Annotated in this window: 20 protein-coding genes; 16 read left to right on the forward strand and 4 right to left on the reverse strand. The window is 66.9% G+C overall.

Annotated elements, in window-relative coordinates:
- Window positions 1-26: 26 nt before the first annotated feature.
- Window positions 27-1304, reverse strand: coding sequence for an NRAMP family divalent metal transporter (locus tag AB6730_RS01055; protein WP_371021811.1), 1278 nt, complete (start codon window positions 1302-1304; stop codon window positions 27-29).
- A gap of 203 nt (window positions 1305-1507) precedes the next feature.
- On the opposite strand from AB6730_RS01055, the gene AB6730_RS01060 reads away from it, so the two are divergent.
- Entirely contained in the window at window positions 1508-2836 is a 1329-nt protein-coding gene (locus AB6730_RS01060) for a sigma-54-dependent transcriptional regulator (protein WP_371021812.1), read from the forward strand.
- A 36-nt stretch (window positions 2837-2872) separates the two neighbouring features.
- Window positions 2873-7024 (forward strand): CheR family methyltransferase, encoded by a 4152-nt coding sequence (locus AB6730_RS01065; protein ID WP_371021813.1) that lies wholly within the window; start codon window positions 2873-2875, stop codon window positions 7022-7024.
- Here the strand turns inward: AB6730_RS01065 and AB6730_RS01070 are convergent.
- Both AB6730_RS01070 and AB6730_RS01075 read right to left on the reverse strand, forming a co-directional pair.
- Window positions 7021-7650 carry a hypothetical protein gene (locus AB6730_RS01070; protein WP_371021814.1) on the reverse strand — a complete coding sequence of 210 codons (630 nt, stop codon included), beginning with the start codon at window positions 7648-7650 and terminating at the stop codon, window positions 7021-7023. The genes AB6730_RS01065 and AB6730_RS01070 overlap by 4 nt on opposite strands.
- Window positions 7643-8857, reverse strand: a complete 1215-nt coding sequence (locus tag AB6730_RS01075) for a zinc-dependent alcohol dehydrogenase (protein ID WP_371021815.1) — start codon at window positions 8855-8857, stop codon at window positions 7643-7645. The genes AB6730_RS01070 and AB6730_RS01075 overlap by 8 nt, the downstream gene beginning before the upstream one ends.
- A gap of 200 nt (window positions 8858-9057) precedes the next feature.
- Here AB6730_RS01075 and AB6730_RS01080 point away from each other — a divergent pair, with 200 nt between their 5' ends.
- Entirely contained in the window at window positions 9058-10830 is a 1773-nt protein-coding gene (locus AB6730_RS01080; protein WP_371021816.1) for a thiamine pyrophosphate-requiring protein, read from the forward strand.
- Window positions 10831-10848: 18 nt separating this feature from the next.
- Complete coding sequence (locus AB6730_RS01085) at window positions 10849-11397, forward strand: cysteine hydrolase family protein (RefSeq protein WP_371021817.1); 549 nt, start codon at window positions 10849-10851, stop codon at window positions 11395-11397.
- 8 nt (window positions 11398-11405) lie between these two features.
- On the opposite strand, the gene AB6730_RS01090 is transcribed toward AB6730_RS01085, so the two are convergent.
- Window positions 11406-11954 (reverse strand): DUF4142 domain-containing protein, encoded by a 549-nt coding sequence (locus tag AB6730_RS01090; protein WP_371021818.1) that lies wholly within the window; start codon window positions 11952-11954, stop codon window positions 11406-11408.
- A gap of 172 nt (window positions 11955-12126) precedes the next feature.
- Here AB6730_RS01090 and AB6730_RS01095 point away from each other — a divergent pair, with 172 nt between their 5' ends.
- From AB6730_RS01095 to AB6730_RS01150, 12 genes are read left to right on the forward strand one after another with little or no spacing between them, the layout of a single operon-like run.
- Window positions 12127-12774: a cytochrome c3 family protein gene (locus AB6730_RS01095; protein ID WP_371021819.1), complete on the forward strand. Its 648-nt coding sequence runs from the start codon at window positions 12127-12129 to the stop codon at window positions 12772-12774.
- Window positions 12771-15527 (forward strand): 4Fe-4S dicluster domain-containing protein, encoded by a 2757-nt coding sequence (locus AB6730_RS01100; RefSeq protein WP_371021820.1) that lies wholly within the window; start codon window positions 12771-12773, stop codon window positions 15525-15527. The genes AB6730_RS01095 and AB6730_RS01100 overlap by 4 nt, the downstream gene beginning before the upstream one ends.
- Window positions 15524-16840, forward strand: coding sequence for an NrfD/PsrC family molybdoenzyme membrane anchor subunit (nrfD, locus tag AB6730_RS01105; protein ID WP_371021821.1), 1317 nt, complete (start codon window positions 15524-15526; stop codon window positions 16838-16840). Before AB6730_RS01100 ends, nrfD begins: the two co-directional genes overlap by 4 nt.
- Complete coding sequence (locus AB6730_RS01110; protein WP_371021822.1) at window positions 16837-17364, forward strand: DUF3341 domain-containing protein; 528 nt, start codon at window positions 16837-16839, stop codon at window positions 17362-17364. The genes nrfD and AB6730_RS01110 overlap by 4 nt, the downstream gene beginning before the upstream one ends.
- Window positions 17361-17915 (forward strand): cytochrome c, encoded by a 555-nt coding sequence (locus AB6730_RS01115; RefSeq protein WP_371021823.1) that lies wholly within the window; start codon window positions 17361-17363, stop codon window positions 17913-17915. Before AB6730_RS01110 ends, AB6730_RS01115 begins: the two co-directional genes overlap by 4 nt.
- The gene (locus tag AB6730_RS01120; RefSeq protein ID WP_371021824.1) at window positions 17912-18718 is read left to right on the forward strand and encodes a hypothetical protein; all 807 of its coding nucleotides are present in this window, start codon (window positions 17912-17914) and stop codon (window positions 18716-18718) included. Before AB6730_RS01115 ends, AB6730_RS01120 begins: the two co-directional genes overlap by 4 nt.
- Window positions 18715-19023, forward strand: a complete 309-nt coding sequence (locus AB6730_RS01125) for a hypothetical protein (RefSeq protein ID WP_371021825.1) — start codon at window positions 18715-18717, stop codon at window positions 19021-19023. The genes AB6730_RS01120 and AB6730_RS01125 overlap by 4 nt, the downstream gene beginning before the upstream one ends.
- Window positions 19020-19796, forward strand: coding sequence for an SCO family protein (locus tag AB6730_RS01130; RefSeq protein ID WP_371021826.1), 777 nt, complete (start codon window positions 19020-19022; stop codon window positions 19794-19796). The genes AB6730_RS01125 and AB6730_RS01130 overlap by 4 nt, the downstream gene beginning before the upstream one ends.
- Window positions 19793-20731 (forward strand): cytochrome c oxidase subunit II, encoded by a 939-nt coding sequence (gene coxB, locus AB6730_RS01135; protein ID WP_371021827.1) that lies wholly within the window; start codon window positions 19793-19795, stop codon window positions 20729-20731. Before AB6730_RS01130 ends, coxB begins: the two co-directional genes overlap by 4 nt.
- Entirely contained in the window at window positions 20718-22319 is a 1602-nt protein-coding gene (gene ctaD, locus AB6730_RS01140; RefSeq protein ID WP_371021828.1) for a cytochrome c oxidase subunit I, read from the forward strand. The genes coxB and ctaD overlap by 14 nt, the downstream gene beginning before the upstream one ends.
- On the forward strand, window positions 22316-22960 hold the full coding sequence (locus AB6730_RS01145) for a cytochrome c oxidase subunit 3 family protein (RefSeq protein ID WP_371021829.1): 645 nt from the start codon (window positions 22316-22318) through the stop codon (window positions 22958-22960). The genes ctaD and AB6730_RS01145 overlap by 4 nt, the downstream gene beginning before the upstream one ends.
- The gene (locus AB6730_RS01150) at window positions 22957-23250 is read left to right on the forward strand and encodes a cytochrome C oxidase subunit IV family protein (protein ID WP_371021830.1); all 294 of its coding nucleotides are present in this window, start codon (window positions 22957-22959) and stop codon (window positions 23248-23250) included. The genes AB6730_RS01145 and AB6730_RS01150 overlap by 4 nt, the downstream gene beginning before the upstream one ends.
- Window positions 23251-23497 lie beyond the last annotated feature (247 nt).

Genomic DNA, 23497 nt, shown 5'->3' on the forward strand with positions numbered 1-23497 from the left:
CGACGGGGCAAGGGGCAGGCGCGGTGTCAGCCGCGGCCGCTCACCCACAAGACGACAAGCACGGCCGTGGCGATCCCCGTGACCGCCGTCGTGGCCCATCCGAGCGTGCGGGTCAGCCATCCATTGGCTCGATCGCCCATCATTCGCTTGTCTCCCGTCATCACCATGATCAGGAAAAGAAGTGGAGGAACCGAGAAACCCTGGACGATCCCGGACCAGACGAGGGCGCGCATCGGGTTGAAGCCGAGCAGGTTCAAGGCCACCGCGGCCACGGTCACCACGAGGATCGTGGCGTAGAACAGCGGCGCCTGGCGCGGTGCCTGATGCAGGCTGCCGGGCTTGCGCAATACCTGGACCAGGTCGTACGCGGCGCCCGTGGTCATGACCGGCACGGCGAGGAAGCCGACGCCTATCACGCCCAGCGCGAACAGCCACCGGGCACCCTCGCCCGCGATCGGCTCCAGCGCACGGGCCGCCTGCGCCGCGCTGTCGATGTCGTGTTGGCCGGACGCATGCAAGGTCGCACCGGTCGACATGATGATGAAGTACAGGACGATGTTGGAGAACGCCACGCCGGCGATGACGTCGCGCCGCACGAGCGCCACGGACGCCGCCGAGGCACCCCGGTGCCGCCATGGCTGGCTGTCGCCCTGGGCGATGCGCTCCTCCACTTCCTGGTTGGACTGCCACGTGTACACGTACGCGGAAAGCGAGGTGCCGATACAGGCCACGAGCATGGCGACGAAGCCGGCGTCGAGTTCGACGGACGGAACGAAGGTGCCGCGCAGGACTTCACCGATGTCAGGCCTGGCCATGATCGCCGCGCCGACATAGGCGAACAGCGCCAGGGTCAGCCAACGGAAGATCCGTCGCAACAACATGTACGATCCCAGCACCTGCAATCCGGTCACGGCGGCCGCGACGGCCACGACGACGAACCACCCCGGCAGTGGAAGCAGCAGGTTGACGGCGGCACCGACGCCGCCCAGGTTCGCGGCCGCCTCGATGACGTTGCCCACGAAGGCGAGGACCGCCATCGGGTAGACCACGGCGCGGGGAAAGCGGTCGAGCATGGCGGCGAACAGGCCTTTTCCATAGACCCTGCCCAGCTTCGCCGAGACGTACATCACCACGTACATCATCGGCAACAGGACCGGTGCGATCCACAGCGCGCCCAGCCCGTATCGAGCTCCCGCGCTGGCATACGTGCCGATCGCGGAAGGATCGTCGTCGGCCGCACCGGTCACCACACCGCTGCCCAGCCATCGTGGCAAACCGCCCCGCTTTGCTTCGTGGCGTGTCATGCATCGTTTCCGCCTGGAGGATCGCGATGATGTGCGGCGCAGGCCGTTCCTCCGTGCGCGACAGCCGTGAAGGCACGTGGACGAAGCTAAATCACGGGCGCGGGCCGCACCCGCACGGAACCTTGACCGGTTCATCACGGTGAAGGCCCCACGTTGTCGTTCTTGCGACCGCTTTCACCTTTCCGACGAATGCCATGGTAGCCATGCCTGCAGGTAGCCTGCTGATCCTCGACGATGACCGCCCGTTCGCCGAACGGGCCAGTGAATTCGCGCGGGAGGTGGGATTCGAAGCCCATCCGGTGATGACACTGGGCGAGGCCGTCGAAGCCGCCGGAACGCACCGCTTCGACTGTGCGCTGGTGGATATAGGACTGCCCGATGGCTGCGGCCTGGAACTGTTGTCGGAGCCGCGCCTGGTCGACACCCGCAAGATCGTCATGAGCGGCAACGCCGCGCTGGCCCACTGGGCGGGAAAGAGCGTGCCGGGCACGCTTGGCGTCCTGACCAAGCCCTTCCGTTTTTCGGCGTTCCGCGAACTGCTCGCGCAGGCCCCGGCGATCCGCTCCATCACGGTAGCCACCGATCCCCGTGGCCGCTTGCTCGGCGATTCCCCGGCCATGTGCGCCGCGTTGCAGGAACTGCGTGCGGTCGCATCGAGCCGGTTCCCGCTCCTGCTGCATGGGGAGAGCGGCACCGGAAAGGAACTGGCGGCCCGGCTGGTGCATGACCGTAGCGGCCGTACCGGCCGTTTCGTCGCGGTCAATTGCGCCGCGCTCTCGCCCGACCTGCTGTCGAGCCAGTTGTTCGGCCACCAGCGCGGCAGTTTCACCGGTGCCGTGGAGAACCACGCGGGACTCATCGCGCAGGCCGACGGTGGCACGTTGTTCCTCGACGAGATCACGGAAGCCTCGCACGGCGTGCAGGCGGCCCTGCTCCGCTTCCTCGAGTCCGGCGAGATCACGCCGCTGGGCGGCCGCTCGCCTCGCAAGGTGGACGTGCGCCTGATCACCGCGACCAACCGGGTGCCGCGCGATGCGGTGGCCGAGGGCCGCTTGCGCGCCGACCTGTATTTTCGCGTGGCCGGCTACGAACTCCGCATGCCTGGCCTGCGCGAGCGACCACAGGACGTGGAGGTGATCGCGCACGGCATCCTGGACGAGTTGAATGCGGAATACGGCACGGCCAGGCGTTTCGCGGTCCGCGCCTTCGACGCCTTGCAGGGGTACGCGTGGACCGGCAACGTGCGCGAACTGCGCCAGATCGTCCAGCGGGCGTATCTCCAGGGCGGCGACCTGCTCGTGCTGCAGCGGCCGGTCGAGTCGCTGGTGGCCGTGCACGGCACCGCGTCGACGACGGACACCCTCGCCGACATCGAACGAGAGGCGATCCTGCGCGCGCTGGCCGCGTGCAAGGGCGATCGCACGGCGGCGGCGCGGCGGCTGGGGATCAGCACCAAGACGATCTACAACAAGCTGGCCCGGTACCGTGGCGCGCCACCAGGCCGGTCCAGGTCCCAATTCCGGGGCACATGAGGGAGAATCGACCCCTCGCTATCGAAGGCCTGCTCGATGTCCCAGTCACCCCTGCCGCCAGATCCGGAAGCCGATCCCCATATCCGCACGAGCAGCCTGGACTTCCCGGTGGTGGGCATCGGCACGTCCGCTGGCGGACTCGCCGCGCTGGGCAAGTTCCTCGAAGCCATGCCCGCGGAACCGGGGATGGCCATCGTCATCGTGATGCACCTGTCCCCGCGTCACGACAGCATCGCCGACCGCATCCTGCAACGGTCCACGGCGATGCGCGTCATCCAGGTCGTGGAACCGGTTCTCCTGCGCAAGAACGAGGTCTACGTGATCTCACCGCGCAAGGGCCTCTCGATGAACGACGGCTACCTGCGCCTGGTGGACCTGGAACGGTCCCAGGGCAAGCATGTTTCCATCGATTTCTTCTTCCGCGCCCTCGCCGAGGTCCACCGCGAACGGGCGTTCGCGGTCATCCTCACCGGTACCGGAGCGGATGGCTCGGTCGGCATCGCGCGTATCCGCGAGCGCGGGGGCATCACCCTCGCGCAACATCCGGACGACGCGGAGTACGACCAGATGCCACGAGCGGCGATCGCGACGGGCGCCGTCGACATCGTGTTGCCGGTGGCCGAGTTGCCCGAGCGCATCCTCAGCCTCGCGCGTGAAGCATCCCGGATCGCCCTGCTGGAGACCATACCGGCATCGGACGACGCCGACGGGGAAACCACCACGCGTCCCGCGCTCGACGAGGACGCACTGCGCGACATCATTCTGATCCTGCGCGCGAAGACGGGCCACGATTTCCGCGCCTACAAGCGCGCCACCGTGCTGCGCCGCATCGAGCGGCGCCTCCAGGTCAACGGGTTGCACACGCTGGAGGAATACCGCGACTACCTCCACGACCATCCCCACGAACGCCCGGCCCTGCTCAAGGACATGCTCATCAGCGTCACGAACTTCTTTCGCGACCGCGAGGCGTTCGACGCACTGGAAGAGTCCGTCATCCCGCAGTTGTTCGCCGCGGCCGGCGAGCATTCGCGCGTCCGCGCATGGATTCCGGGCTGCGCGACCGGCGAGGAAGCGTATTCGCTGGCCATGCTGCTGACCGAAGCGGCACCGGCGGACGCGACGGTGCAGGTATTCGCCACCGACATCGACGATGACGCCATCACCTATGCACGGCAGGGCTGCTATCCCTCCGCCGTCGTCACCGACATTACGCCTGCCCGCGTCAGCCGCTTCCTCGTGCGCGACGACAATTTCTTCCGTGTGCCGAAGCCGCTCCGCGAGAAAGTACTGTTCGCCCGGCACAACGTGTTGCAGGACCCACCGTTCTCGAAGCTCGACCTGATCAGTTGCCGCAACCTGCTGATCTATCTCAACCGCGACATCCAGGCGCACGTGCTGGAAATGTTCCATTTCGCCCTGCGGCCGGGTGGCTACCTGTTCCTGGGCAGTTCGGAATCGGCCGACATGGCTTCCAAGCTGTTCACCCCGGTGGACAAGAAGAACCGGATCTACCGCGCCACCGCGATCGGGCGCACCGGTCTCTACCTGCAAGCCCCGACCCGCCAGCTGCCGCAGCAATCCGCCGCCGGCTCCCTCGTCGCGGCATCCGCGGCCCACGAGCGCAACGCCCGTTCCCTGGCCGAGGTGCATCGCAAGGCCGTGGAGGACCACGTGCCACCGAGCATCCTCGTGGATCGCGACGGTCACATCGCCCACATGGCGGAGAATGCCGGGCCTTACCTGCGGCTGACGGGCGGTGCCCCATCCTACCAATTGACGTCCCTGATCGTGCCGGAACTCCGCCTCGAACTGCGGACCTCGTTGTTCCGGTCGTCGCAGGAGGGAACGCCGGTGCGCTCGCGTTCCGTCCTCACCGAACGCGATGGCAAGCCCGTGGCGGTTGCCGTGGAGGTGCGTCCCGTGCGAGACCAGGACAGCGACGCCGGTTACCAGCTGGTGGTGTTCCATGAGTCCCAACCGCGCGACCCTTCCGCCGGCGACGACGGTGAGAACGAGCAAACGCCCCTCCTGCTGCAGCTCGAGGACGAGCTGAAACGGGCCAAGGAACAGCTGCAACTGACCATCGAGGAATCGGAGACCTCCGGTGAGGAGCTGAAGGCCTCGAACGAGGAACTCCAGTCGATCAACGAGGAGCTCCGCTCCGCCACCGAGGAACTGGAAACCAGCAAGGAAGAATTGCAGTCGATCAACGAGGAACTGATCACGGTCAACCACGAGTTGAAGCTCAAGGTGGAGGAGACCGCCAAGGTCAACGACGATCTGCACAATCTCGTGGCCTCGACCGATATCGCGACCGTGTTCGTCGACCGGGACATGTGCATCAAGCGTTTCACGCCGCGGGCCGCCGATGTGTTCCGCCTGATCGCCGCCGACGTGGGTCGCTCACTGCTCGACCTCAACCACAGCCTCGACTACCCGGAACTGGCTTCCGATGCTTCCCAGGCTTTCCAGTCGCTACGCACGATCGAGCGCGAAGTCGGCAGCCAGGACGGGCGCTGGTACATCGTTCGGATCCTGCCGTACCGCACCTCGGAGGACCGCATCGAAGGCGCGGTGCTCACCTTCATCGACATCACCCGGCGCAGGGCCGCCGAGGAAGCGGCGCGCAGCAGCGACGAGCGCATGCGGCTCGTCGCCGACAGCGCCACCGACTACGCCATCATCACCACCGATGCCGAGGGCATCATCACCTCGTGGAGCAAGGGCGCCGAGCGAATCTTCGGTTACTCGGGTTTCGACGCCATCGGCCACCACGGCGACCTCATCTTCACGCCGGAAGACCGCGAACGCGGCGCGTTCCGCCGGGAGATGGAACAGGCCCGAACCGAAGGACGCGCCACCGACGATCGCTGGCATGTCCGCGCCGGCGGACAGCGCATCTTCTGCAGCGGCATCACCACGCCCTTGCACCAGGGCGGCTTCCATGGCTTCGCCAAGATCGCGCGTGACGTCACCCTGGAGAAGGAACGCGAGCGCGAGCGCGAGGAGTTGCTCAATGCCGAGAAAGCCTTTCGGCGACAGGCGCAGAGCGCGGTCGAACTCAAGGACGAGTTCCTCGCGGTCATGTCGCACGAGCTGAAGCATCCGCTCAACCTGATCATCATGAACGCGGAACTCGTCGCGCGTGCCGCCACGGCGAAGGACGATCCCGGCCTGCGCCGCGCCGCCGACGCCATACGCAAGACGGTGGAGGGCCAGGCACAGATCATCGACGACCTGCTCGACATGTCGCGGGTGAACACCGGCAAGCTCGCCCTGAACGTCTCGCCGGTGAACCTGTCCGACTGCATCCGGCGGATCGCCGACGGCATCGCCAAGGATCTCGCGGGCCGCCGTGTCGAACTGGACCTGCGTGTGCCACAGGAGGACGTGGTGGTGGTGGCGGATACGGTCCGGATCGAACAGGTGGTCTGGAACCTGCTCAACAACGCGGCCAAGTTCTCGCGTGAAGGCGGTCACATCAGGGTCGTCCTGGAACAGCAGGAGGACGAAGCCGTGTTGTTGGTGGAGGACGACGGCATCGGCATGACCCCGGACCTCGTCGCCCGGGTCTTCGACATGTTCGAGCAAGGTTCCAACCGCAGGAACCGGGCGAGCGGCGGCCTGGGCATCGGCCTGGCGCTGGTCCGGCACCTCGTCGAACTGCATGGCGGGACGGTCACCGCCCGTTCCGAGGGACCCGAAAAAGGGTCCTCTTTCGTGGTCCGACTGCCCTTGCGCGCGGACCACGTGCCGATGCCTTCCGAATCGACCGAGTCGTCGGCAGCGAAGGCCCTTGCCGGCCGCCACATCGTCATGGTCGACGATTCCGCCGAACTGCTGGGCCCGTTCGCGGAACTCCTGCAGATGGAGGGTGCGGAAGTCAGCGCGGTCCAGTCCGGCCCGGAGGCCCTGGCGCTGTTGGACACGGGCCGCTTCGATACCCTGCTGTCGGACATCGGCATGCCGGGTATGGACGGCCTCGAGTTGATCCGGCGGGTGCGCCAATCGGACACGGCGAAGCATGTCGCGGCTATCGCATTGACCGGTTTCGGACGGCTGCAGGACGAGCGCATGGCCTTGCAGGCAGGCTTCGATGCCCACCTCAGCAAGCCGGTATCGATGCGCGCCTTGCTCGCCGCCCTGACCCAGGTCGCCGCCGGGCGGGCCACTGCCGCGGGAAGCTAGGCGATCGGCAGGATGACCAGGACGTTCACCTCGGTGGCTGCCGTGATCGCCAGGCGGCCGCCGTGGCGGGCGACGATTTCACTGGCCGTCCACAGGTGCAGGCTGCGATCCGATTCGAACGGTTGCTTTTCTTCCGCGAGCGGATCGCCCCCCACGCCGGTCAACGACAACAGGCATTCCCCGCCCGCCACGGTACCCGTGAGCGTCACGGCGCTCGCGTGTGTTCCCGTAGCCAGCAGGGCGAGACGGCGCATCAGTGCCGTCAAGGCCGCCACAGGCACCGACACGCTCGGCGAGAGGCCGCGATAGTCGATGGCGACGGCTTCTTCGCCCAGTTCCGCCAGCGCCTCCGTAAGGCACTCGCGCGGACTGCCGTGTTCCGTACCTTCCTCGGCGATGTCGGCCATCGCGGAAAACACGGAACGGAAGTGGTGGCCGAAGGCGTCGAAATCGCGAAGCAGCGCGGTCACCGCTTCCCGTGCCTGCGGAACCTTCTCCTGGCGCAGGTAATGGTCGATCAGTTCCGCCTGCAACAGCAGGCTTCCCAATGGCGTGCTCAACGCATGCCCGGCTTCACGGCGGAAGCCGGCTTCACCGAGCGCGCGCGGCGTTTCCTGGTCAGCCATTCCGGCCCTCGGCCGAGGCATGTCCCGGCTGCAGTTCCACCTTGATCCAGCCGGGCCGGCGTTGGTCGAACGCCTCGTACGCATCGATCACTCCGGCCAATGGTTCGCGCTGGGTCAGTATCCGTGTCGGCACCACCTGGCCCGAGCGCACCAGCTCCACGAGCATGGGCACGTACTTGCGGTGGTTGCAGTTGCCCATGCGGATGGTGAGGTTCTTGTTCATGGCGGCGCCGATGGGAAACAGGTTGTCCGTGGGTGGATACACGCCGATGATCGATACGGTTCCCGCCTTGGCCACCATCTCGACCGCCCATGCCAGTGCCTGCATCGGCGCATCGCCGGCTTCCCACGCGGGACCATCGGTCCTGGCCGCGGGCGATGCGTCCTTCGCCTCGCCCGGGGCGGGCTTTCCCGCCGCCGGACCATCATGTGCATGCTGGGCGTCCACGCCGACCGCGTCAATCACCGCGTCCACGCCGATGCCGCCGGTCAGCCGCTTCACCGTCTCCACCGGGTCTTCACGGCTGAAATCCACCGTTTCCGCGCCTTGTGCCCGCGCCATCGCAAGGCGGTCCTCATGCTGGTCGATGGCGAAGATGCGGCCGGCGCCCAGCAGCTTCGCCGAGGCGATGGTGAACTGACCCACGGGGCCGCAGCCGAGCACGGCCACCGTATGCCCTGGTTTGATGTCCGCGAGATCCGCGCCGAAATAGCCGGTGGGGAAGATGTCGGAGATGAGGATGGCTTCGTCGTCGCTCACCTCGTCCGGCAGCTTCACCAGGTTGACGTTGGCGAAGGGCACCCGGACCTTCTCGGCCTGCATGCCGTTCAATCCGCCGGCCTCCTTCGGGCCACCGTAGAACGCCGTGCCGGGGCCATTGGGATTGGCGTTGTCGCACTGCGCGTAGTAACCGGCGCGGCAGTAGGAGCAATAGCCGCAGGCGACGGTCGAAGGCACGACGACACGGTCGCCGACCTCGAGGTTGCGCACGCCGTCTCCGAGCACCTCGATCACGCCCACGCCTTCATGCCCGAGTATGGTGCCGGGCTCGACGCCCGCCATCGTGCCGCGAATGAAGTGCAGGTCGGTTCCGCAGATGGCGGACGAGGTGAGGCGAACGATGGCGTCGGTTTCGGATTCGATGGACGGCTCGGACACCTCGTCCAGCCGGATGTCACCGATGGCATGGAATACGACGGCTTTCATGGGTTCACTCCGCGTGTCGGCAAAGTCACGACGGTAGGCCATGGGGCGTGAAGGCGGCACAGGCGCGATGTCGACAGCGCGCGGACGATACCGAACGATCTCATGGTCAGAAATGTGAGCCTCACGCGCAGGGCCGTGCGACATCCCGATCACGCTCCTTCTGCGAGCGTGCATCCATCTTGCAGACAGAGGTGGACGTCATGACCACCGGCGACTTCCTCCTGGAACGACTCGGCGCGTGGGGCATCCGGCGTGTCTTCGGTTATCCCGGCGACGGGATCAACGGCATCATGGGCGCGATGGGACGCGCGGCCGACCGTTTCGATTACGTGCGCGTCCGGCACGAGGAAATGGCCGCTTTCATGGCGGCCGGCCATGCGAAATTCACCGGCGAGGTCGGCGTATGCCTGGCCACGTCCGGGCCCGGTGCCATCCACCTGCTCAATGGCTTGTACGACGCGAAAATGGACCATGTGCCCGTCGTCGCCATCGTCGGCCAGCAGGCGCGATCCGCGCTGGGCAGCGACTACCAGCAGGAGGTGGACCTGCACAATCTGTTCAAGGACGTCTGCGCCTATGTCGAGACGGTGGTCAGCCCGGCACAGATGCGTCATGTGATCGACCGCGCCGTGCGCATCGCCAAGGCCGAGCGTGCGGTCACCTGCGTGATCGTTCCGAACGACGTGCAGGAAAGCCCGGCGGTGCCGAGCCCTCCGCGCGCCCACGGCAACGTCTATTCCGGCGTCGGCCATGCGCAGGCCCTGCCCGTTCCCAGCGAGGACGAACTTCACCGCGCGGCGGAGATCCTCAACGCGGGATCGAAGGTGGCCATCCTGGTCGGTGCCGGCGCGCTGGGCGCGGGTGCGGAAGTGGTCCAGGTGGCGAACGTCCTGCAGGCCGGCGTGGCGAAGGCGCTCTTGGGCAAGGCGGTGTTGCCCGACGCCCTGCCCTTCGTCACCGGCTCGATCGGCCTGCTCGGCACCAAGCCCAGCTGGCGCCTGATGGACGAGTGCGACACCTTGCTGATGGTCGGCACCACCTTCCCCTATTCCGAGTTCCTGCCCGCCGATGGGCAGGCGCGTGCGGTCCAGATCGACATCGAGCCGCGCAACGTGTCGATGCGATACGCCACGGAGGTCAACCTCATCGGCGACGCCGCGGCCACGCTGCGGCGCCTGCTGCCCCTGCTGAAAACGAAGGAAGACACGACCTGGCGCGAACGGATCGAAGTGGACGTGCGCAAGTGGTGGCGCGCCCTGGAACTGAAGGCGATGGAACCGGCTTCGCCGATCAATCCGCAGCGCGTGTTCTGGGAACTTTCCCCGCTGCTCCCGGACCGTGCCATCGTCACCGGCGACAGCGGGTCCAACACCCACTGGTTCGCGCGCGATATGAAGATCCGCGAAGACATGATGGCCTCGGTGTCCGGCAAGCTCGCCACGATGGGCAGCGCCGTGCCCTATGCCATCGCCGCCAAGATGGCGCATCCCGACCGCCCGGTACTGGCGATCGTCGGCGACGGCGCCATGCAGATGAACGGAAATGCGGAACTGGTCACGATCAAGCAGTACTGGAAGCGTTGGAGCAATCCCTGCCTGGTGGTCATGGTGCTGGTCAACCACGACCTGAACCAGGTGACGTGGGAACAACGGGCATTGGCCGGCGATCCGAAATATCCGGCGGCGCAGGACGTCGAGGATTTCCCCTATGCGCGCTACAGCGAGATGCTCGGCTTCAAGGGCATACGCGTCGACGACCCCGCGCGCATCACGGAAGCGTGGAAGGAAGCCTTTGCCGCCGACCGTCCCGTCGTCATCGAATTCCTGACCGACCCTGACGTACCGCCCCTGCCCCCGCACATCACCTGGTCCCAGGCACGCGCGTACATGACCGCATTGGCCCAGGGCGATCCCGACCGGCGCGGCGTCATCCGGCAGACCTTGCGCGAGGTGCTCGCCGGCTGGATCGATTGACTCCGAAGGAGGTATCGCTTGAGCCGTTCGCCCGCCCTGTTGATCCTGGATGTATTCAACACGTTCGATTTCCCCGGCGGGGACGAACTCGCCACGCACACCAAGGCCATCGTCCCGGCGATCGTGGCCTTGCGCGACCGCTTCCACGCGCACGGCGCGCCGGTGATCTATGTCAACGACAATTTCAGCCGATGGCAGGACGGATTCGACGAGTTGGTGGATTTCGTGCGTGGTTCCGGAGGTGCGGGCCGCGAGGTCGCCGACGCGCTGGCTCCCGCGCCCACCGACCTGAAGCTGGTGAAGCCGAGGCACTCGGCATTGTTCGAGACGGCGCTACCGTCGCTGCTTTCGTTCCTCGACGTGCGCCGTCTCGTGGTCACCGGCATCGCCACCGATTCGTGCATCCTCGCGACCGTGCTGGACGCCCATGTCCGCGGCTATGAATCGGTGGTACCCGTGGATACGACGGCGGCACAGACGGAGGAAAGGGTCGAGCGGACGCTCACGCACCTGCGCGATACCTGCGCCATGAAGACGCCACGCTCGACCTCGATCGCCTTGCCCTGACCCTCACCTCATGGCAACTGCCGGGCTAGTTCTAGATGGTGTTGCAGGGTCGGAAGCGTCTTGGTGGCGAACGCCTTCAGTTCCGGGTCCTTGCCGCTGGAGGACTCCTTGCTGAAGAGCTTCACGGCCTTCTCGTGGTCCTTGACCATGCGTTGCTTGAAGGCGCTGTCGAACTCATTCCCACTCAACTTGGCCATGGCCACGGCGGCCTTGGCCGAGTCCGGTGGCGGCATGGCGGAGACCTCGATCGATTTGCCCGACGCGATCGTCTTCAATTCCTCGTTCGCTTTGGTGTGGTCGTCGACCATCTGTTGCCCGAAGGCCTTCACCGCGCTGGATTGCCCCTGGTTCGCGCCCAGCTTGCCGAGGTTCACTTCGGCCAATCCCGAGGCGCTGGCCTCCTGTACGAAGAAGGCATCGGGCGCATTGGACTTGGCGGACGGCGCCGGAGCGGCGCGTTCGGCCTGGGCCGGATTGGTCTGCGCGTGCAACGCGCCACCACAGGCCAGCGCCATGGCGAGCGAGGTCGCGAACATGCATTTCGAAAGGGTCGTCATCGTGGTCACCCGGTGGTAGTGAGGTGCGCTTGATGTCGCATGGCGGCCATGAAGCACGCGTGGACACAGGGTGTCGAACCCTTCAGGAGAGAGCACGCCGCCTCCTGTTTCACGAAGCGCGCACGGTTTCGCGACTAGCGTCTACAGGGTCACGCAGGACCGACGAGGGGAGATGGCACAGATATTCCACCCACGCTCCGGTCTCTACGCAAAGCTGGTGCTCCTCGCACTGCTGGTATCCGCCGTGGCCGGTGTCGCGGTATGGCGGGGCGCCACCGGCGAACCGAACCGCGAAGACGAGGCCGTGGAACAGCCGGTTCCCTTCAGTCACCAGCACCACGTGGGCGAAGTCGGCCTCGATTGCCGGTATTGCCACGGTGGCGTGGAGAAAGACGCTTTCGCCGGCATTCCGCCGGTATCCACCTGCATGACCTGCCATTCGCAATTATTTACCGACCAGCCCGTGCTCGCGCCACTGGTCGACAGCTGGCGCAGCGGCGTCCCGCTGCGCTGGAAGCGTGTGCACGACCTGCCCGATTTCGTCTACTTCGACCATTCGATCCATGTCGCCAAGGGCGTCGGGTGCGTGTCGTGCCATGGACGCGTGGACCGGATGCCGCTGATGCGCCGCGAAGCGCCGCTGTCGATGAAGTGGTGCCTCGACTGCCACCGCCATCCGGAGGAAGCGGTGCGGCCGCGCGACAAGGTCTTCGCCATGCACGAACCCGATCCGCGCGACGACCGGCTGGGTATCGAACTGGTGGACGCGTACCGGATCGATCGCCGGCGCCTCACCGACTGTTCGGTGTGCCACCGATGAGCACGTACGATCCGCTGCCGACGCTCGCCGTGATGGAGCCCATGATGGGACGCCGCGAGTTCCTTCGCCTGCTCGGCGCCTCGCTGGCCCTGGCCGGGCTGACGGGATGTTCGGGGCCACCGCCGGAACGCATCGTGCCGCAACTCGGCCGGGGCGGCCGTTCCACACCCGCCTCGGCCCGTTATGCCACGGCCTTGACCAGCGCGGGCGACGTCGTGGGTGTCGTCGTGCAACTGAGCGATGGACGGCCGATCAGGATCGACGGTAACCCGCGCCATCCATCGAGCCTTGGCGGAAGCGATGCGCGGCTCCAGGCGGCGATCCTGGACCTGTGGGACCCTGCCCGCTCCAACGCGCCGCGCCACGACGACGTACCGTCGATTTGGGCGGCGTTCGACGGTGAGGCGGCCGCGATGCGTGAACGGTTCGGCGCGACGGGGGCCGGCTTGCGTGTCATCTCCGGGGCACTGCACTCGCCCACCCTCGCCCGCCAACGGGAGGCCTTGCTCGCACGCTACCCGGACGCGCGCTGGCACGTGCACGAACCGGCGATGGGGCGCCCGCCAGACCGCCTCTACGACCTTTCGAAAGCAATGATCATCGTCAGCCTCGATGCCGACCTGCTGGGCACGTCGCCCCGGCACCTGCGTCACGCACGGGATTTCGCGGCGCGGCGCGTACATGCGGAGGACATGGCGCGCCTCTATGCGATCGAGCCGACGCCGTCACTCACGGGCCGCAACGCGGACCATGCATGGGCCGCATCGCCGGGCGACATCGTCGCGATCACCCGTGCGCTCGCCGCCGCGACCGGCACTATGGCATCGCCTGCACCCGCACTCGATGCGCGGTCACGGCATCGTGTCGAGATGATCGCCGCCGACCTGAAGGCCCACCGCGGCGCGTCGCTCGTGGCGGCGGGACCGTACCAGCCCGCCGAGGTCCATGCGCTGGCCGATGCCATCAATCGGACGCTGGATAACGATGGCGTCACCGTACGCACGGCGACGCCGGTCCTGTCGTCGACGGAGGACCTCGCGACCCTGCTCGACGACATGCGCGACGGGCGCGTCGACACCGTGATCGCGCTGGACTGCAATCCGGCATACACCCTCCCCGGCTTCGCGGAAGCGGTTGCGCGCGTGCCGCATACGGTGCACCTGGGCAGGTACCGTGACGAGACGGCCTCGTGTTCGCGATGGCATCTTCCCGCCCTGCATCCGCTCGAAGCCTGGTCGGACCTGCGTGCGCTGGACGGTAGCGTCAGCATCGTGCAACCGGTGCTCGCACCGCTCGTCGACGGACGCTCCGCGCACGATGTGATCGAGCTGCTTCTCGGCGGTGTCACCGATGACCCGCGCGGCCTAGTGCGCACGACGTGGAACGCCGTGCTCGCGAACGAGGACACATGGACGGAGGCGTTACGGGAGGGCGTGTTCGAGGACACGCGGACGCCGAGGCCGGACGATCCGACGCCGGCGACCGTTCCGCCGGCGTCCGGGATGGCCCCTGGCACGGACGGCGACCGGGGCATCGATATCGTGTTCCGTCCCGACGAATGGACATGGGACGGCCGCCATGCGGAGAACGCATGGTTGCAGGAGCTTCCGCGCCCGGTGACGTCGCTCACCTGGGGTAACGCCGCGCTGGTATCGCCGGCGCTCGCCGAGCGCCATGCGCTTGAGGATGGCGACGTGGTGCGAATCGACATGGCCGGTCGCTCCATCGAAGCCCCTGTACTGATCGTCCCCGGCCAGGCGGACACCACCGTGACCCTCACCGTCGGTCACGGACGACGCAGCGGCCTGGGCGGCGGTGTCGGCCACGACGCGTACCCGCTGCGCGGTGGCGACGATGCATGGCGCATCGCCGGCGCCACGCTCACGCCCCTGGGCCGCCGGGAGGTGCTCGCCACGACCCAACGGCATCAGGGCATGGAAGGCCGGGACATCGTCCGTGCCGGCACGCCCGCTTCCCCACCGCACTACCCGGCTCCCGCGGTGCCGGACAGCCTCTACCCTGCCAAGCCCGCCGGTGAATACCGCTGGGGCATGAGTATCGACCTCGCCGCCTGCATCGGATGCAACGCCTGTACGGCCGCCTGCCAGGCGGAGAACAACATTCCCGTGGTCGGCAAGGAGGAAGTCGTACGCGGCCGGCGGATGCACTGGATACGCGTCGACCGCTACCACGAAGGCACGCCGGCGACGCCGCTCACCTATCACCAGCCCGTGCCGTGCATGCATTGCGAACATGCGCCATGCGAGGTGGTATGTCCTGTCGAGGCGACCGTCCACGACAGCGAGGGACTCAACCTCCAGGTCTACAACCGCTGCATCGGTACGCGGTTCTGTTCCAACAACTGCCCGTACAAGGTGCGCCGTTTCAACTTCCTGCAATACGCGGACTTCGCCAGCGAAAGCCTGAAGGCGATGCGCAACCCGGACGTGAGCGTGCGGCCGAAAGGCGTGATGGAGAAGTGCACCTACTGCGTGCAACGCATCGAACGCGCCCACATCGATGCCGATCGCGACGGACGGCGCATCGCCGACGGCGAGGTGCGCACGGCGTGCCAGGTGGCGTGTCCCACGCGTGCCATCGTCTTCGGCGACCTGGCCGACGCCAGCAGCGAGGTCGCCGCCACCCAGCGGTCCGGCCGGCGCTACCTGTTGCTGGAGGAACTCGGCACGCGGCCGCGCACGAGTTACCTGGCGGCGCTGCGCAACCCTCATCCGGCATGGGAGGACACATGAACGCCGCGCACTTGACCGACATGGTCACTGGCCTCGTCCTCCAGCGGCGGCCCGGGCGCGCGTGGAAGCTGGGGTTCGTCCTGGCCTTGTCGCTCACCGGCCTGCTCTTCGCGTCCATCGTGGTGCTGCTGGTGCGCGGCGTCGGCATCTGGGGCGTCGCCATGCCGGTGGCCTGGGGATTCGCCATCGCCAACTACGTCTGGTGGATCGGCATCGGCATGGCCGGCACATTCATCTCCGCCGCGCTGTTCCTCACCCGCCAGGGCTGGCGGTCCGCGCTGAACCGGCACGCCGAGGCGATGACGGTATTCGCCCTCGCCGTCTCGGGCCTGTTTCCCGTGCTGCACCTCGGACGTCCCTGGTTCGCCTATTGGCTCGCGCCGTATCCGGATCGCATGGGCTTATGGCCACAGTGGCGGAGCGCGCTGGTGTGGGATTTCTTCGCCATCGGCGCATACGTGGTCGTCTCGGTGCTCTATTTCTACACCGGGTTGATACCCGACCTGGCCGCCGTCCGCGATCGCGCCACCACGCGCGGGCGGCAGGTGTTCTACGGCCTGCTCGCGCTGGGTTGGCGTGGCGAGGCGCGCGATTGGGAACACCATGCGATGTTGACCCGCCTGCTCGCCGCGCTGGCGGTGCCCCTCGTGTTCTCCGTCCACAGCATGGTCGCGCTCGACTTTTCCGAGGGCCTGCTGCCCGGCTGGCATTCGACGATCTTCCCCCCGTTCTTCGTCGCCGGTGCCTTGTTCTCGGGCATCGCCATGGTGGTCGTCCTGAGCGTTCCGTTGCGGCGCGCCTATGGCCTGGAGGACATCCTCACCGACGCGCATGTCGACCGGCTCGGAAAACTGCTGCTCGCCGCCGGCTGGGTCGTGACCTACGGCTACGCCGCCGACATCTTCACCGCGTACTACGGCGGCGACCGCTACGACATCGCCCTGGTCGAACATCGCATGACGGGTGCCTATGCGTGGATGTTCTGGTCGACCATCGCCTGCAACAGCGTCGCCATCCAGGCCTTGTGGTGGCGCCGCGTACGCCGGTCGGCGGCCGCCATGCTGGTGGTGTCGTTGCTCGTGCTCGCGGGCATGTGGCTGGAACGCTTCATGCTGATCGCGACCAGCTTGTACCGCGATTATCTTCCGTCCAGCTGGGGCATGTTCCACCCGACGGCATGGGACATCGCCTTCCTGTTGGGTTCGCTAGGCCTGTTCGCGCTGCTCTTCCTGGTCTTCGTCCGCTACTTTCCCGTCCTTTCCCTCGTCGAACTTCGGCGGCAGGCCGCGGAATCCACGGAGGGCCGGCCATGACCGGTCACGGCCGTCTTGCGCAGTTCGTGGATGAAGCGGCGTTGCGCGACGGTGTGCGCCGCCTGCGTGCGCAGGGCTACACGCGGATCGAAGTCTTCTCGCCTTACCCGCTCGACGACGTGCCCGGCCCGGGAGGACGCACGGCGCGGTGGATGCCGCGCATCATGCTGGGCGCGGGCCTGTCGGGAGGCCTGGGCATGCTCGCCGTGCAGTACCTGTCCGCCGCGGTCGACTATCCGATCGACGTCGGGGGGCGCCCGGCGGCGAGTTGGCCCGCCTTCGTCCCGGCCGCCATCGAGGTGACGATCCTCTTCGCCGCGGTCGCCGGATTCATCGCCTTCCTCGCCGGCGCCGGCTTGCCCACGCTCTACCACCCGGTATTCGAGGTGGCCTGGTTCGAGGAAGCCAGCCGTGACGGTTTCCTGCTCTGGCTGCGCGCCGACGATCCGATCTGGGAACAGCGGCGTGGCGAGGACGACGTCGCCGCGCTCCAGCCGCTCAGGCACGCGGAGATCCTTACGTGATCGCCCGCGTCTTCCTGGCCCTGTCGCTCGTCGTCGCGCTGGCGGGATGCGAGCGCGGCATGCACGACATGTACGACCAGCCGAAGTACAAGCGAGGCGGCGAGGCGCCGTTGTTCACCGACCGGGTGGCCTCGCGCCTTCCACCGGAGGGTGCCGTACCGGTCGACGGCACGGAAGCGATGCCTGCGCCACCGCCGCTGACCATGGCCCTGCTCGAACGAGGCCGCGACCGCTACACGATCTTCTGCGCGCCATGCCACGGCGCCGGGGGCGACGGCGATGGCATGGTGGCCCGCAGGGGCTTCCCCGCACCGCCCAGCTATCACCAGGCACGGCTGCGCGACGCGGACGACGCGCACCTCTACGACGTGATCACGCGGGGCTGGGGCGTGATGTATCCCTATGGCGACCGGCTCTCCCCGGCGGACAGGCAAGCGGTCGTCGCGTACATCCGCGCCTTGCAGTTCAGCCGCCACGTGCCCGCCGACCGGTTGGAGCCGGAAGACCTGGCCCGTCTGCGCGGGTTGACGGCGGAGGGCGGCAAGCGATGATCGCCCGCGCCTTCCTGCTTGTCTGGCTGCTCGCCACCTGGGCGGGTGCGGGCGCCGTCGCCTGGCTGGCGATCCATCGGCTCACCGGCGGTGGATGGGGCGAGGCGATCGAGCCCCGCCTGCGACGCCTGCGCATGCTGCTGCCGCTGGCTGCGATCGCATCGATCGCGCTGCTCGTGGCCGCGGCGCAGCTCTTTCCCTGGTTGCACCAACCCGTGGAGGCCACGCGGCGCTGGTATTTTAGCCATGCCTTCCTCGCCTGGCGCACGGCCGGTTGTTTCGTCGCATGGGGTGCCGGCGCCTGGCTCACGCGACGCGCACCGGCGGCCACGCTCATCCTGTGGCTGTTCGCATGCGGTGTCTTCGCCAACGACTGGATCGTCTCGCTCTCGCCCGACTGGCGCTCGTCGGCCATCGGGCTGATCGCGGCGCTGGGACAGCTCGTGGTCGCCTTCACCAGCGTCACCTTGCTCACGTCGACCGGCAGGATGGAGGCGCACGGTGCCTCCCGCGACCTGGGTAACCTGCTCATCGCCCTGTGCCTTGGATGGGTGTACCTGGCGGGCGTCGACTACCTCACCGCATGGATGGCCGACCTTCCCTATGAAACCGCATGGTACCTGCCGCGCACACGCGGGCCTTGGGGCCTGCTCGCCGTGGCGGCGCTGGTCTTCCACCTCGTCATCCCCTTCGCCGTGTTGCTCGCGCGTTCCGTGTCGTCGGAAACGAAGGCCTTGCGCGTCGCCGCCGCCTCCGCGCTGTTCGGGCAGGCGTGCCACCTGGCCTGGATGGTGCTGCCATGAGCCACGAGCCGCAGGCCCTGGACAGCCGCCGTCTCGTCATCGTGGCAGGCGTCATGCTGGTATCGACCGTCTTCGTCCTCGTGGTGTGCTTCCTCATCTGGCAAAGCTGGGCGGCGTCCGAACCGCTGCCGGTGCGACAGGTGGGCCAGCCGCGACTGCAGGCGCAACCGGCGCGCGACCTCGCCACCTTCCAGCGGGAACAGGCGGCACGGGATCGCTGGGAATGGGTGGACGAACGGCACACGACGGCGCGCGTGCCGATAGAACGCGCCATGCGGCTGATGACACGGGAGCCGGCACGATGATCCGTTTCATCGCCTTGCTCATGCTCGTCGTCGCCACCGCGGCCACGGCCACGCCGCCGCCGCCTGCGGACCTCGACGCGAGGGCGGGGTTCGACCAGCACGTCGGGGCGGCGCTACCGATGTCCGCCAGGATCGTCGACCAGGACGGCCATGCGCGGACGCTGGGCGAACTGGCGCATGGCAAGCCGCTTCTGTTGGCTTTCGGTTACTACCGTTGCCCCAACCTCTGCGACCTGACGCTGCACGGCATGGGCCGCGCCGTCGCGACCATGCCGCTCGATCCCACGACGGATTTCCATGTGGTCTTCCTGAGCATCGATCCGCATGAAACCCGGGACGACGCGCGCGAAGCACGGACGATGCTGAGCGACATGGAACATGGCTCGCGTGCGCAGGCGTGGACCTTCGCGACCGCCGATGCGCCTACCATCGCCGCCTTGACCCGCGCCGCCGGCTTCCGCTACTTCCTCGACGATCGCACGAAGCAGTACGTGCATCCCGCCGGCCTGCTCGTGGCGACACCGGAGGGACGCATCGCGCAGTACTTCTTCGGCGTCGGCTACGACGCAGGCGCGCTGCGGCTCGCGCTGGTCGACGCGTCGAACGGACGGCTGGGTGGCGTCATCGACCGCCTGGTGCTCCTGTGCTGCGGCTACGACCCGGCCACCGGCCGTTACAGCCTGCTCGTCTCACGCCTGATGATGGTGCTGGGCAGCCTGTTCGTGCTGGGCATGCTCGTGGCGATCCCCCGCCTGCGGCGGAGGGCATCATGAGCTTCCTGCCGCGCGCCTCGACCTTCGCCGGCCACCTGGACGCCATGTTCTACACCATGGTGGGGCTGAGCGCGGTCGTCGTGCTGGGCGTATTCATCACCATGCTCGTGTTCGCGGTCCGTTTCCGCCGGAGCCGCCATGTGGATCGCAGCGGCGAGTCGCATCGCGAGATGGGTATCGAACTGGCCTGGACGCTGGTGCCTTTCGCGCTGTTCGTGGGCATTTTCGCGTGGAGCATCGTGTTGTGGGTCGACATGCGCACGCCGCCATCCGATGCCGCCACGGTCTATGTCGTCGGCAAGCAATGGATGTGGGAGTTCGAGCACCCGGGTGGGCAACGCGAGATCGATACCTTGCACGTCGCTTCCGGCCAGCCCGTACGATTGGTGATGACTTCGCAAGACGTCATCCACGATGTCTTCGTGCCGGCCTTCCGGGTCAAGCAGGACGTCCTGCCGGGCCGTTATACCGACCTGTGGTTCATTCCCACGCGCACGGGAACCTACGATCTCTTCTGCGCCGAGTTCTGCGGCACCGACCATTCGCGCATGCGCGGAACCGTGGTCGTGGAGACGCCTGCGGACCATGCACGCTGGCTGGCCACCCATGCCTCGGCCTCGCTCGCCGCCAGGGGCAAGCTCCTTTTCACGCGGTTTGGCTGCGCGGGCTGCCACGATCCCGCATCCGCCGTGCACGCGCCGCGCCTGGACGGCCTGTATGGAAGCACGGTGCCGCTGGCCGACGGGCGACAGGTGGTCGCCGACGAGCGCTACCTGCACGACGCGATCGTGCTGCCGGCGAGCGAGGTGGCCGCGGGCTACGAGCCAGTGATGCCGAGCTACAAGGACCGCATCGACGAATCCGACATCCTCGCACTCGTCGCCTACCTCAAGATCCGCGGACAGGACCGGGAGACGTCGCATGAACCTCGCTGAGCACGCCCCGCCCAGCTACCTCGCCGATGGCGTCACGTTGCGCTCGTGGCTGTTCACGCACGACCACAAGCGCATCGCGATCCTCTACGCGCTGGCGATCACGTTCTTTTTCTTTCTTGGCGGCGTGGCGGCTGCGCTCATGCGGCTGGAGCTGGCCACGCCGGTCGGCGACGTGATGAGCGCGGAAACCTACAACAAGACCTTCACCTTCCACGGCGTGGTGATGGTCTGGTTCTTCCTCATCCCGTCCATACCGAACACGCTGGGCAACTTCCTTCTGCCACTCATGATCGGCGCGCGTGACGTCGCGTTCCCCCGGCTGAACCTGTTCAGCTGGTACCTCTACATGGCCGGTGGGCTCTTCACCATCGCTTGCCTGCTGCTCGGCGGCGTGGACACGGGGTGGACGTTCTACACGCCGTTCTCGACGATGTTCTCGAACTCCCACGTGTTGCTGACGGTGGTCGGCGTGTTCATCGTGGGATTTTCGTCGATCCTCACCGGCCTGAACTTCATCGTGACCATCCATACCATGCGCACTGAAGGCATGACGTGGTTCCGCCTGCCGCTGTTCGTGTGGTCGATGTACGGCGTATCGCTGGTGATGATGCTGGCGACGCCCGTCCTGGCCATGACGCTGGCCCTGATCGCCGCGGAAAGACTGTTCGGCGTGGGCATCTTCGATCCCGCCCTCGGTGGCGACCCGCTGTTGTTCCAGCATTTCTTCTGGTTCTACTCGCACCCGGCCGTCTACATCATGGTGCTGCCGTCGATGGGCGTGGTCAGCGAGTTGATCACGGCGAGCGTGCGCCGTCGCATCTTCGGCTATCGCTTCATGGTGTATTCGATCATCGGCATCGCCGTGGTCGGCTTCCTCGTGTGGGGGCACCACATGTTCGTCGCCGGGCAGTCGATGTACGCGGGCATCGTGTTCTCGATCCTCAGTTTCGTCGTCGCGGTGCCCTCCGCGGTCAAGGTCTTCAACTGGACCGCGACCCTCTACAAGGGCGACATCGCGTTCGGGGCGCCGATGATCTACGCGCTGGGCTTCGTCGGCCTGTTCATGCTGGGTGGCCTGACGGGACTGTTCCTGGCCGCCGTCGCGCTGGACGTGAACCTCACCGACACCTACTTCGTGGTGGCCCACTTCCACTACATCATGGTCGGTGGCGCGGTCATGGCCTACCTCGGCGGCATCCACTTCTGGTGGCCGAAGATCACCGGCCGCATCTATTCCGAAGCCTGGGCGCGCTTCGCCGCGATCCTCATGTTCCTCGGCTTCAACCTCACGTTCTTCCCGCAATTCCTTGCGGGCGCGGAAGGCATGCCACGGCGCTACCACGAGTACCCCGCCGAATTCGGCCTGCTCAACGTGCTTTCCTCGGCGGGGTCGGTCCTGCTCGCATCGGCGTACCTGCTTCCCATCGGTTATTTCCTCTGGTCCCTGCGCCATGGCGAGAGGGCGGGTCCCGATCCGTGGGGAGCGAAAGGGCTGGAATGGGAGACCGACTCGCCGCCACCGACGCACAACTTCACGCGCCCGCCGCAGGTCGACGAGAACGGGCCATACGCCTACGCGCCGCCATGACCGCGGAGTCGACACGGGTGGCCGAGCAATTCGACGATGCCGCGCAACAACGCGAGGCGGCGACGCTGGGCATGTGGGCCTTCCTCGCCACGGAAATCCTTTTCTTCGGCGTGCTGTTCGCGGCCTATACGGTGTGCCGCCTGCTCTGGCCCGACGCGTTCGCGTCCGGCAGCCGGCACACCGACCTGCTCCTGGGCACCGTCGAGACGGCGGTACTGCTCACGAGCAGCTTCACCGTCGCGCTGGCCTTGCGCGGCGTGCAGTTGGGTGGCCGCGGCGTGGCGGCATGGTTGCTCATCACCACGGCCACGCTTGGCGTCGTCTTCCTCGCGATCCACGGCGTGGAATATCACGCCGATTACGAGGCGGCCGTGATACCGGGCCTCCGCTACGAGGAAGTCGGGCGACTCGCACCGGCGAAGCAGCTGTTCTTCATCCTCTACTACGTCACCACGCTGTTTCACGGCCTGCACGTGACGATCGGCGTCGTGTTGCTGCTGGTGATGGCGTGGCGGGTGCGTGCGGGCGCCTTCTCGCCTGACGACCACTCAGCGCTGGAGAACACCGCGCTGTACTGGCACCTGGTGGACATCGTGTGGATCTTCGTTTTTCCGCTGTATTACCTGGTGGGGCGCGCATGAGCGAGAAGCCGCCATCGTTGCGTGCGCACGTTCTGGCGCTTCTTGCGCTGGCGTTCTTGCTGGCGGCGACGGTCATCGTGGCCCGTTTTCATCTCGGCGCCTTGAACGCCTTCGCCGGCTTGGCCATCGCGGGCTTGAAGGCCTTGGTGGTCCTGTTCTTCTTCATGAAGCTGAAAACCAGCGGCACGCCCGTCCGCTTCGCGGCATGCTTCGGCTTCGCCTGGCTGGCCATCCTGATCGCGCTGACCCTGGGCGACTTCCTCACCCGCACACCATTGGTCGTCCACTGAGCCAACGAAGGAAGCGATACCCGCGAGTCTGGCGGCTCTGGTGGGAGCCGCTTCAGCGGCGATGGGTGCTTGCCATAACCTGGCCCGCTGCCGCGGGATCGCCGACAAGTCGGCTCCCACAGGTCTGTCCCAAGTCTCATCTGCCTGTTCCAAGTCCCAACTGCCTGTTCCAAGTCCCACAGGTGTATTCCTGACCTGTCTACTCGATGCTGTGGTGGAACCGACGCTGTTGTGGGAGCCGCTTCAG

It is taken from the genome of Luteibacter sp. RCC_6_2, assembly GCF_041360655.1.
In the GTDB taxonomy this organism is placed as follows: Bacteria; Pseudomonadota; Gammaproteobacteria; order Xanthomonadales; family Rhodanobacteraceae; genus Luteibacter.

Excerpts from the sequence above, each read along its gene's own strand:
- AB6730_RS01055 (WP_371021811.1), bottom strand. The coding sequence starts at position 1,304 with ATGACACGCCACGAAGCAAAGCGGGGCGGTTTGCCACGATGGCTGGGC.
- AB6730_RS01060 (WP_371021812.1), top strand. The coding sequence starts at position 1,508 with ATGCCTGCAGGTAGCCTGCTGATCCTCGACGATGACCGCCCGTTCGCC.
- AB6730_RS01065 (WP_371021813.1), top strand. The coding sequence starts at position 2,873 with ATGTCCCAGTCACCCCTGCCGCCAGATCCGGAAGCCGATCCCCATATC.
- AB6730_RS01070 (WP_371021814.1), bottom strand. The coding sequence starts at position 7,650 with ATGGCTGACCAGGAAACGCCGCGCGCGCTCGGTGAAGCCGGCTTCCGC.
- AB6730_RS01075 (WP_371021815.1), bottom strand. The coding sequence starts at position 8,857 with ATGAAAGCCGTCGTATTCCATGCCATCGGTGACATCCGGCTGGACGAG.
- AB6730_RS01080 (WP_371021816.1), top strand. The coding sequence starts at position 9,058 with ATGACCACCGGCGACTTCCTCCTGGAACGACTCGGCGCGTGGGGCATC.
- AB6730_RS01090 (WP_371021818.1), bottom strand. The coding sequence starts at position 11,954 with ATGACGACCCTTTCGAAATGCATGTTCGCGACCTCGCTCGCCATGGCG.
- AB6730_RS01095 (WP_371021819.1), top strand. The coding sequence starts at position 12,127 with ATGGCACAGATATTCCACCCACGCTCCGGTCTCTACGCAAAGCTGGTG.
- AB6730_RS01100 (WP_371021820.1), top strand. The coding sequence starts at position 12,771 with ATGAGCACGTACGATCCGCTGCCGACGCTCGCCGTGATGGAGCCCATG.
- nrfD (WP_371021821.1), top strand. The coding sequence starts at position 15,524 with ATGAACGCCGCGCACTTGACCGACATGGTCACTGGCCTCGTCCTCCAG.
- AB6730_RS01110 (WP_371021822.1), top strand. The coding sequence starts at position 16,837 with ATGACCGGTCACGGCCGTCTTGCGCAGTTCGTGGATGAAGCGGCGTTG.
- AB6730_RS01120 (WP_371021824.1), top strand. The coding sequence starts at position 17,912 with ATGATCGCCCGCGCCTTCCTGCTTGTCTGGCTGCTCGCCACCTGGGCG.
- AB6730_RS01125 (WP_371021825.1), top strand. The coding sequence starts at position 18,715 with ATGAGCCACGAGCCGCAGGCCCTGGACAGCCGCCGTCTCGTCATCGTG.
- AB6730_RS01130 (WP_371021826.1), top strand. The coding sequence starts at position 19,020 with ATGATCCGTTTCATCGCCTTGCTCATGCTCGTCGTCGCCACCGCGGCC.
- coxB (WP_371021827.1), top strand. The coding sequence starts at position 19,793 with ATGAGCTTCCTGCCGCGCGCCTCGACCTTCGCCGGCCACCTGGACGCC.
- ctaD (WP_371021828.1), top strand. The coding sequence starts at position 20,718 with ATGAACCTCGCTGAGCACGCCCCGCCCAGCTACCTCGCCGATGGCGTC.
- AB6730_RS01145 (WP_371021829.1), top strand. The coding sequence starts at position 22,316 with ATGACCGCGGAGTCGACACGGGTGGCCGAGCAATTCGACGATGCCGCG.
- AB6730_RS01150 (WP_371021830.1), top strand. The coding sequence starts at position 22,957 with ATGAGCGAGAAGCCGCCATCGTTGCGTGCGCACGTTCTGGCGCTTCTT.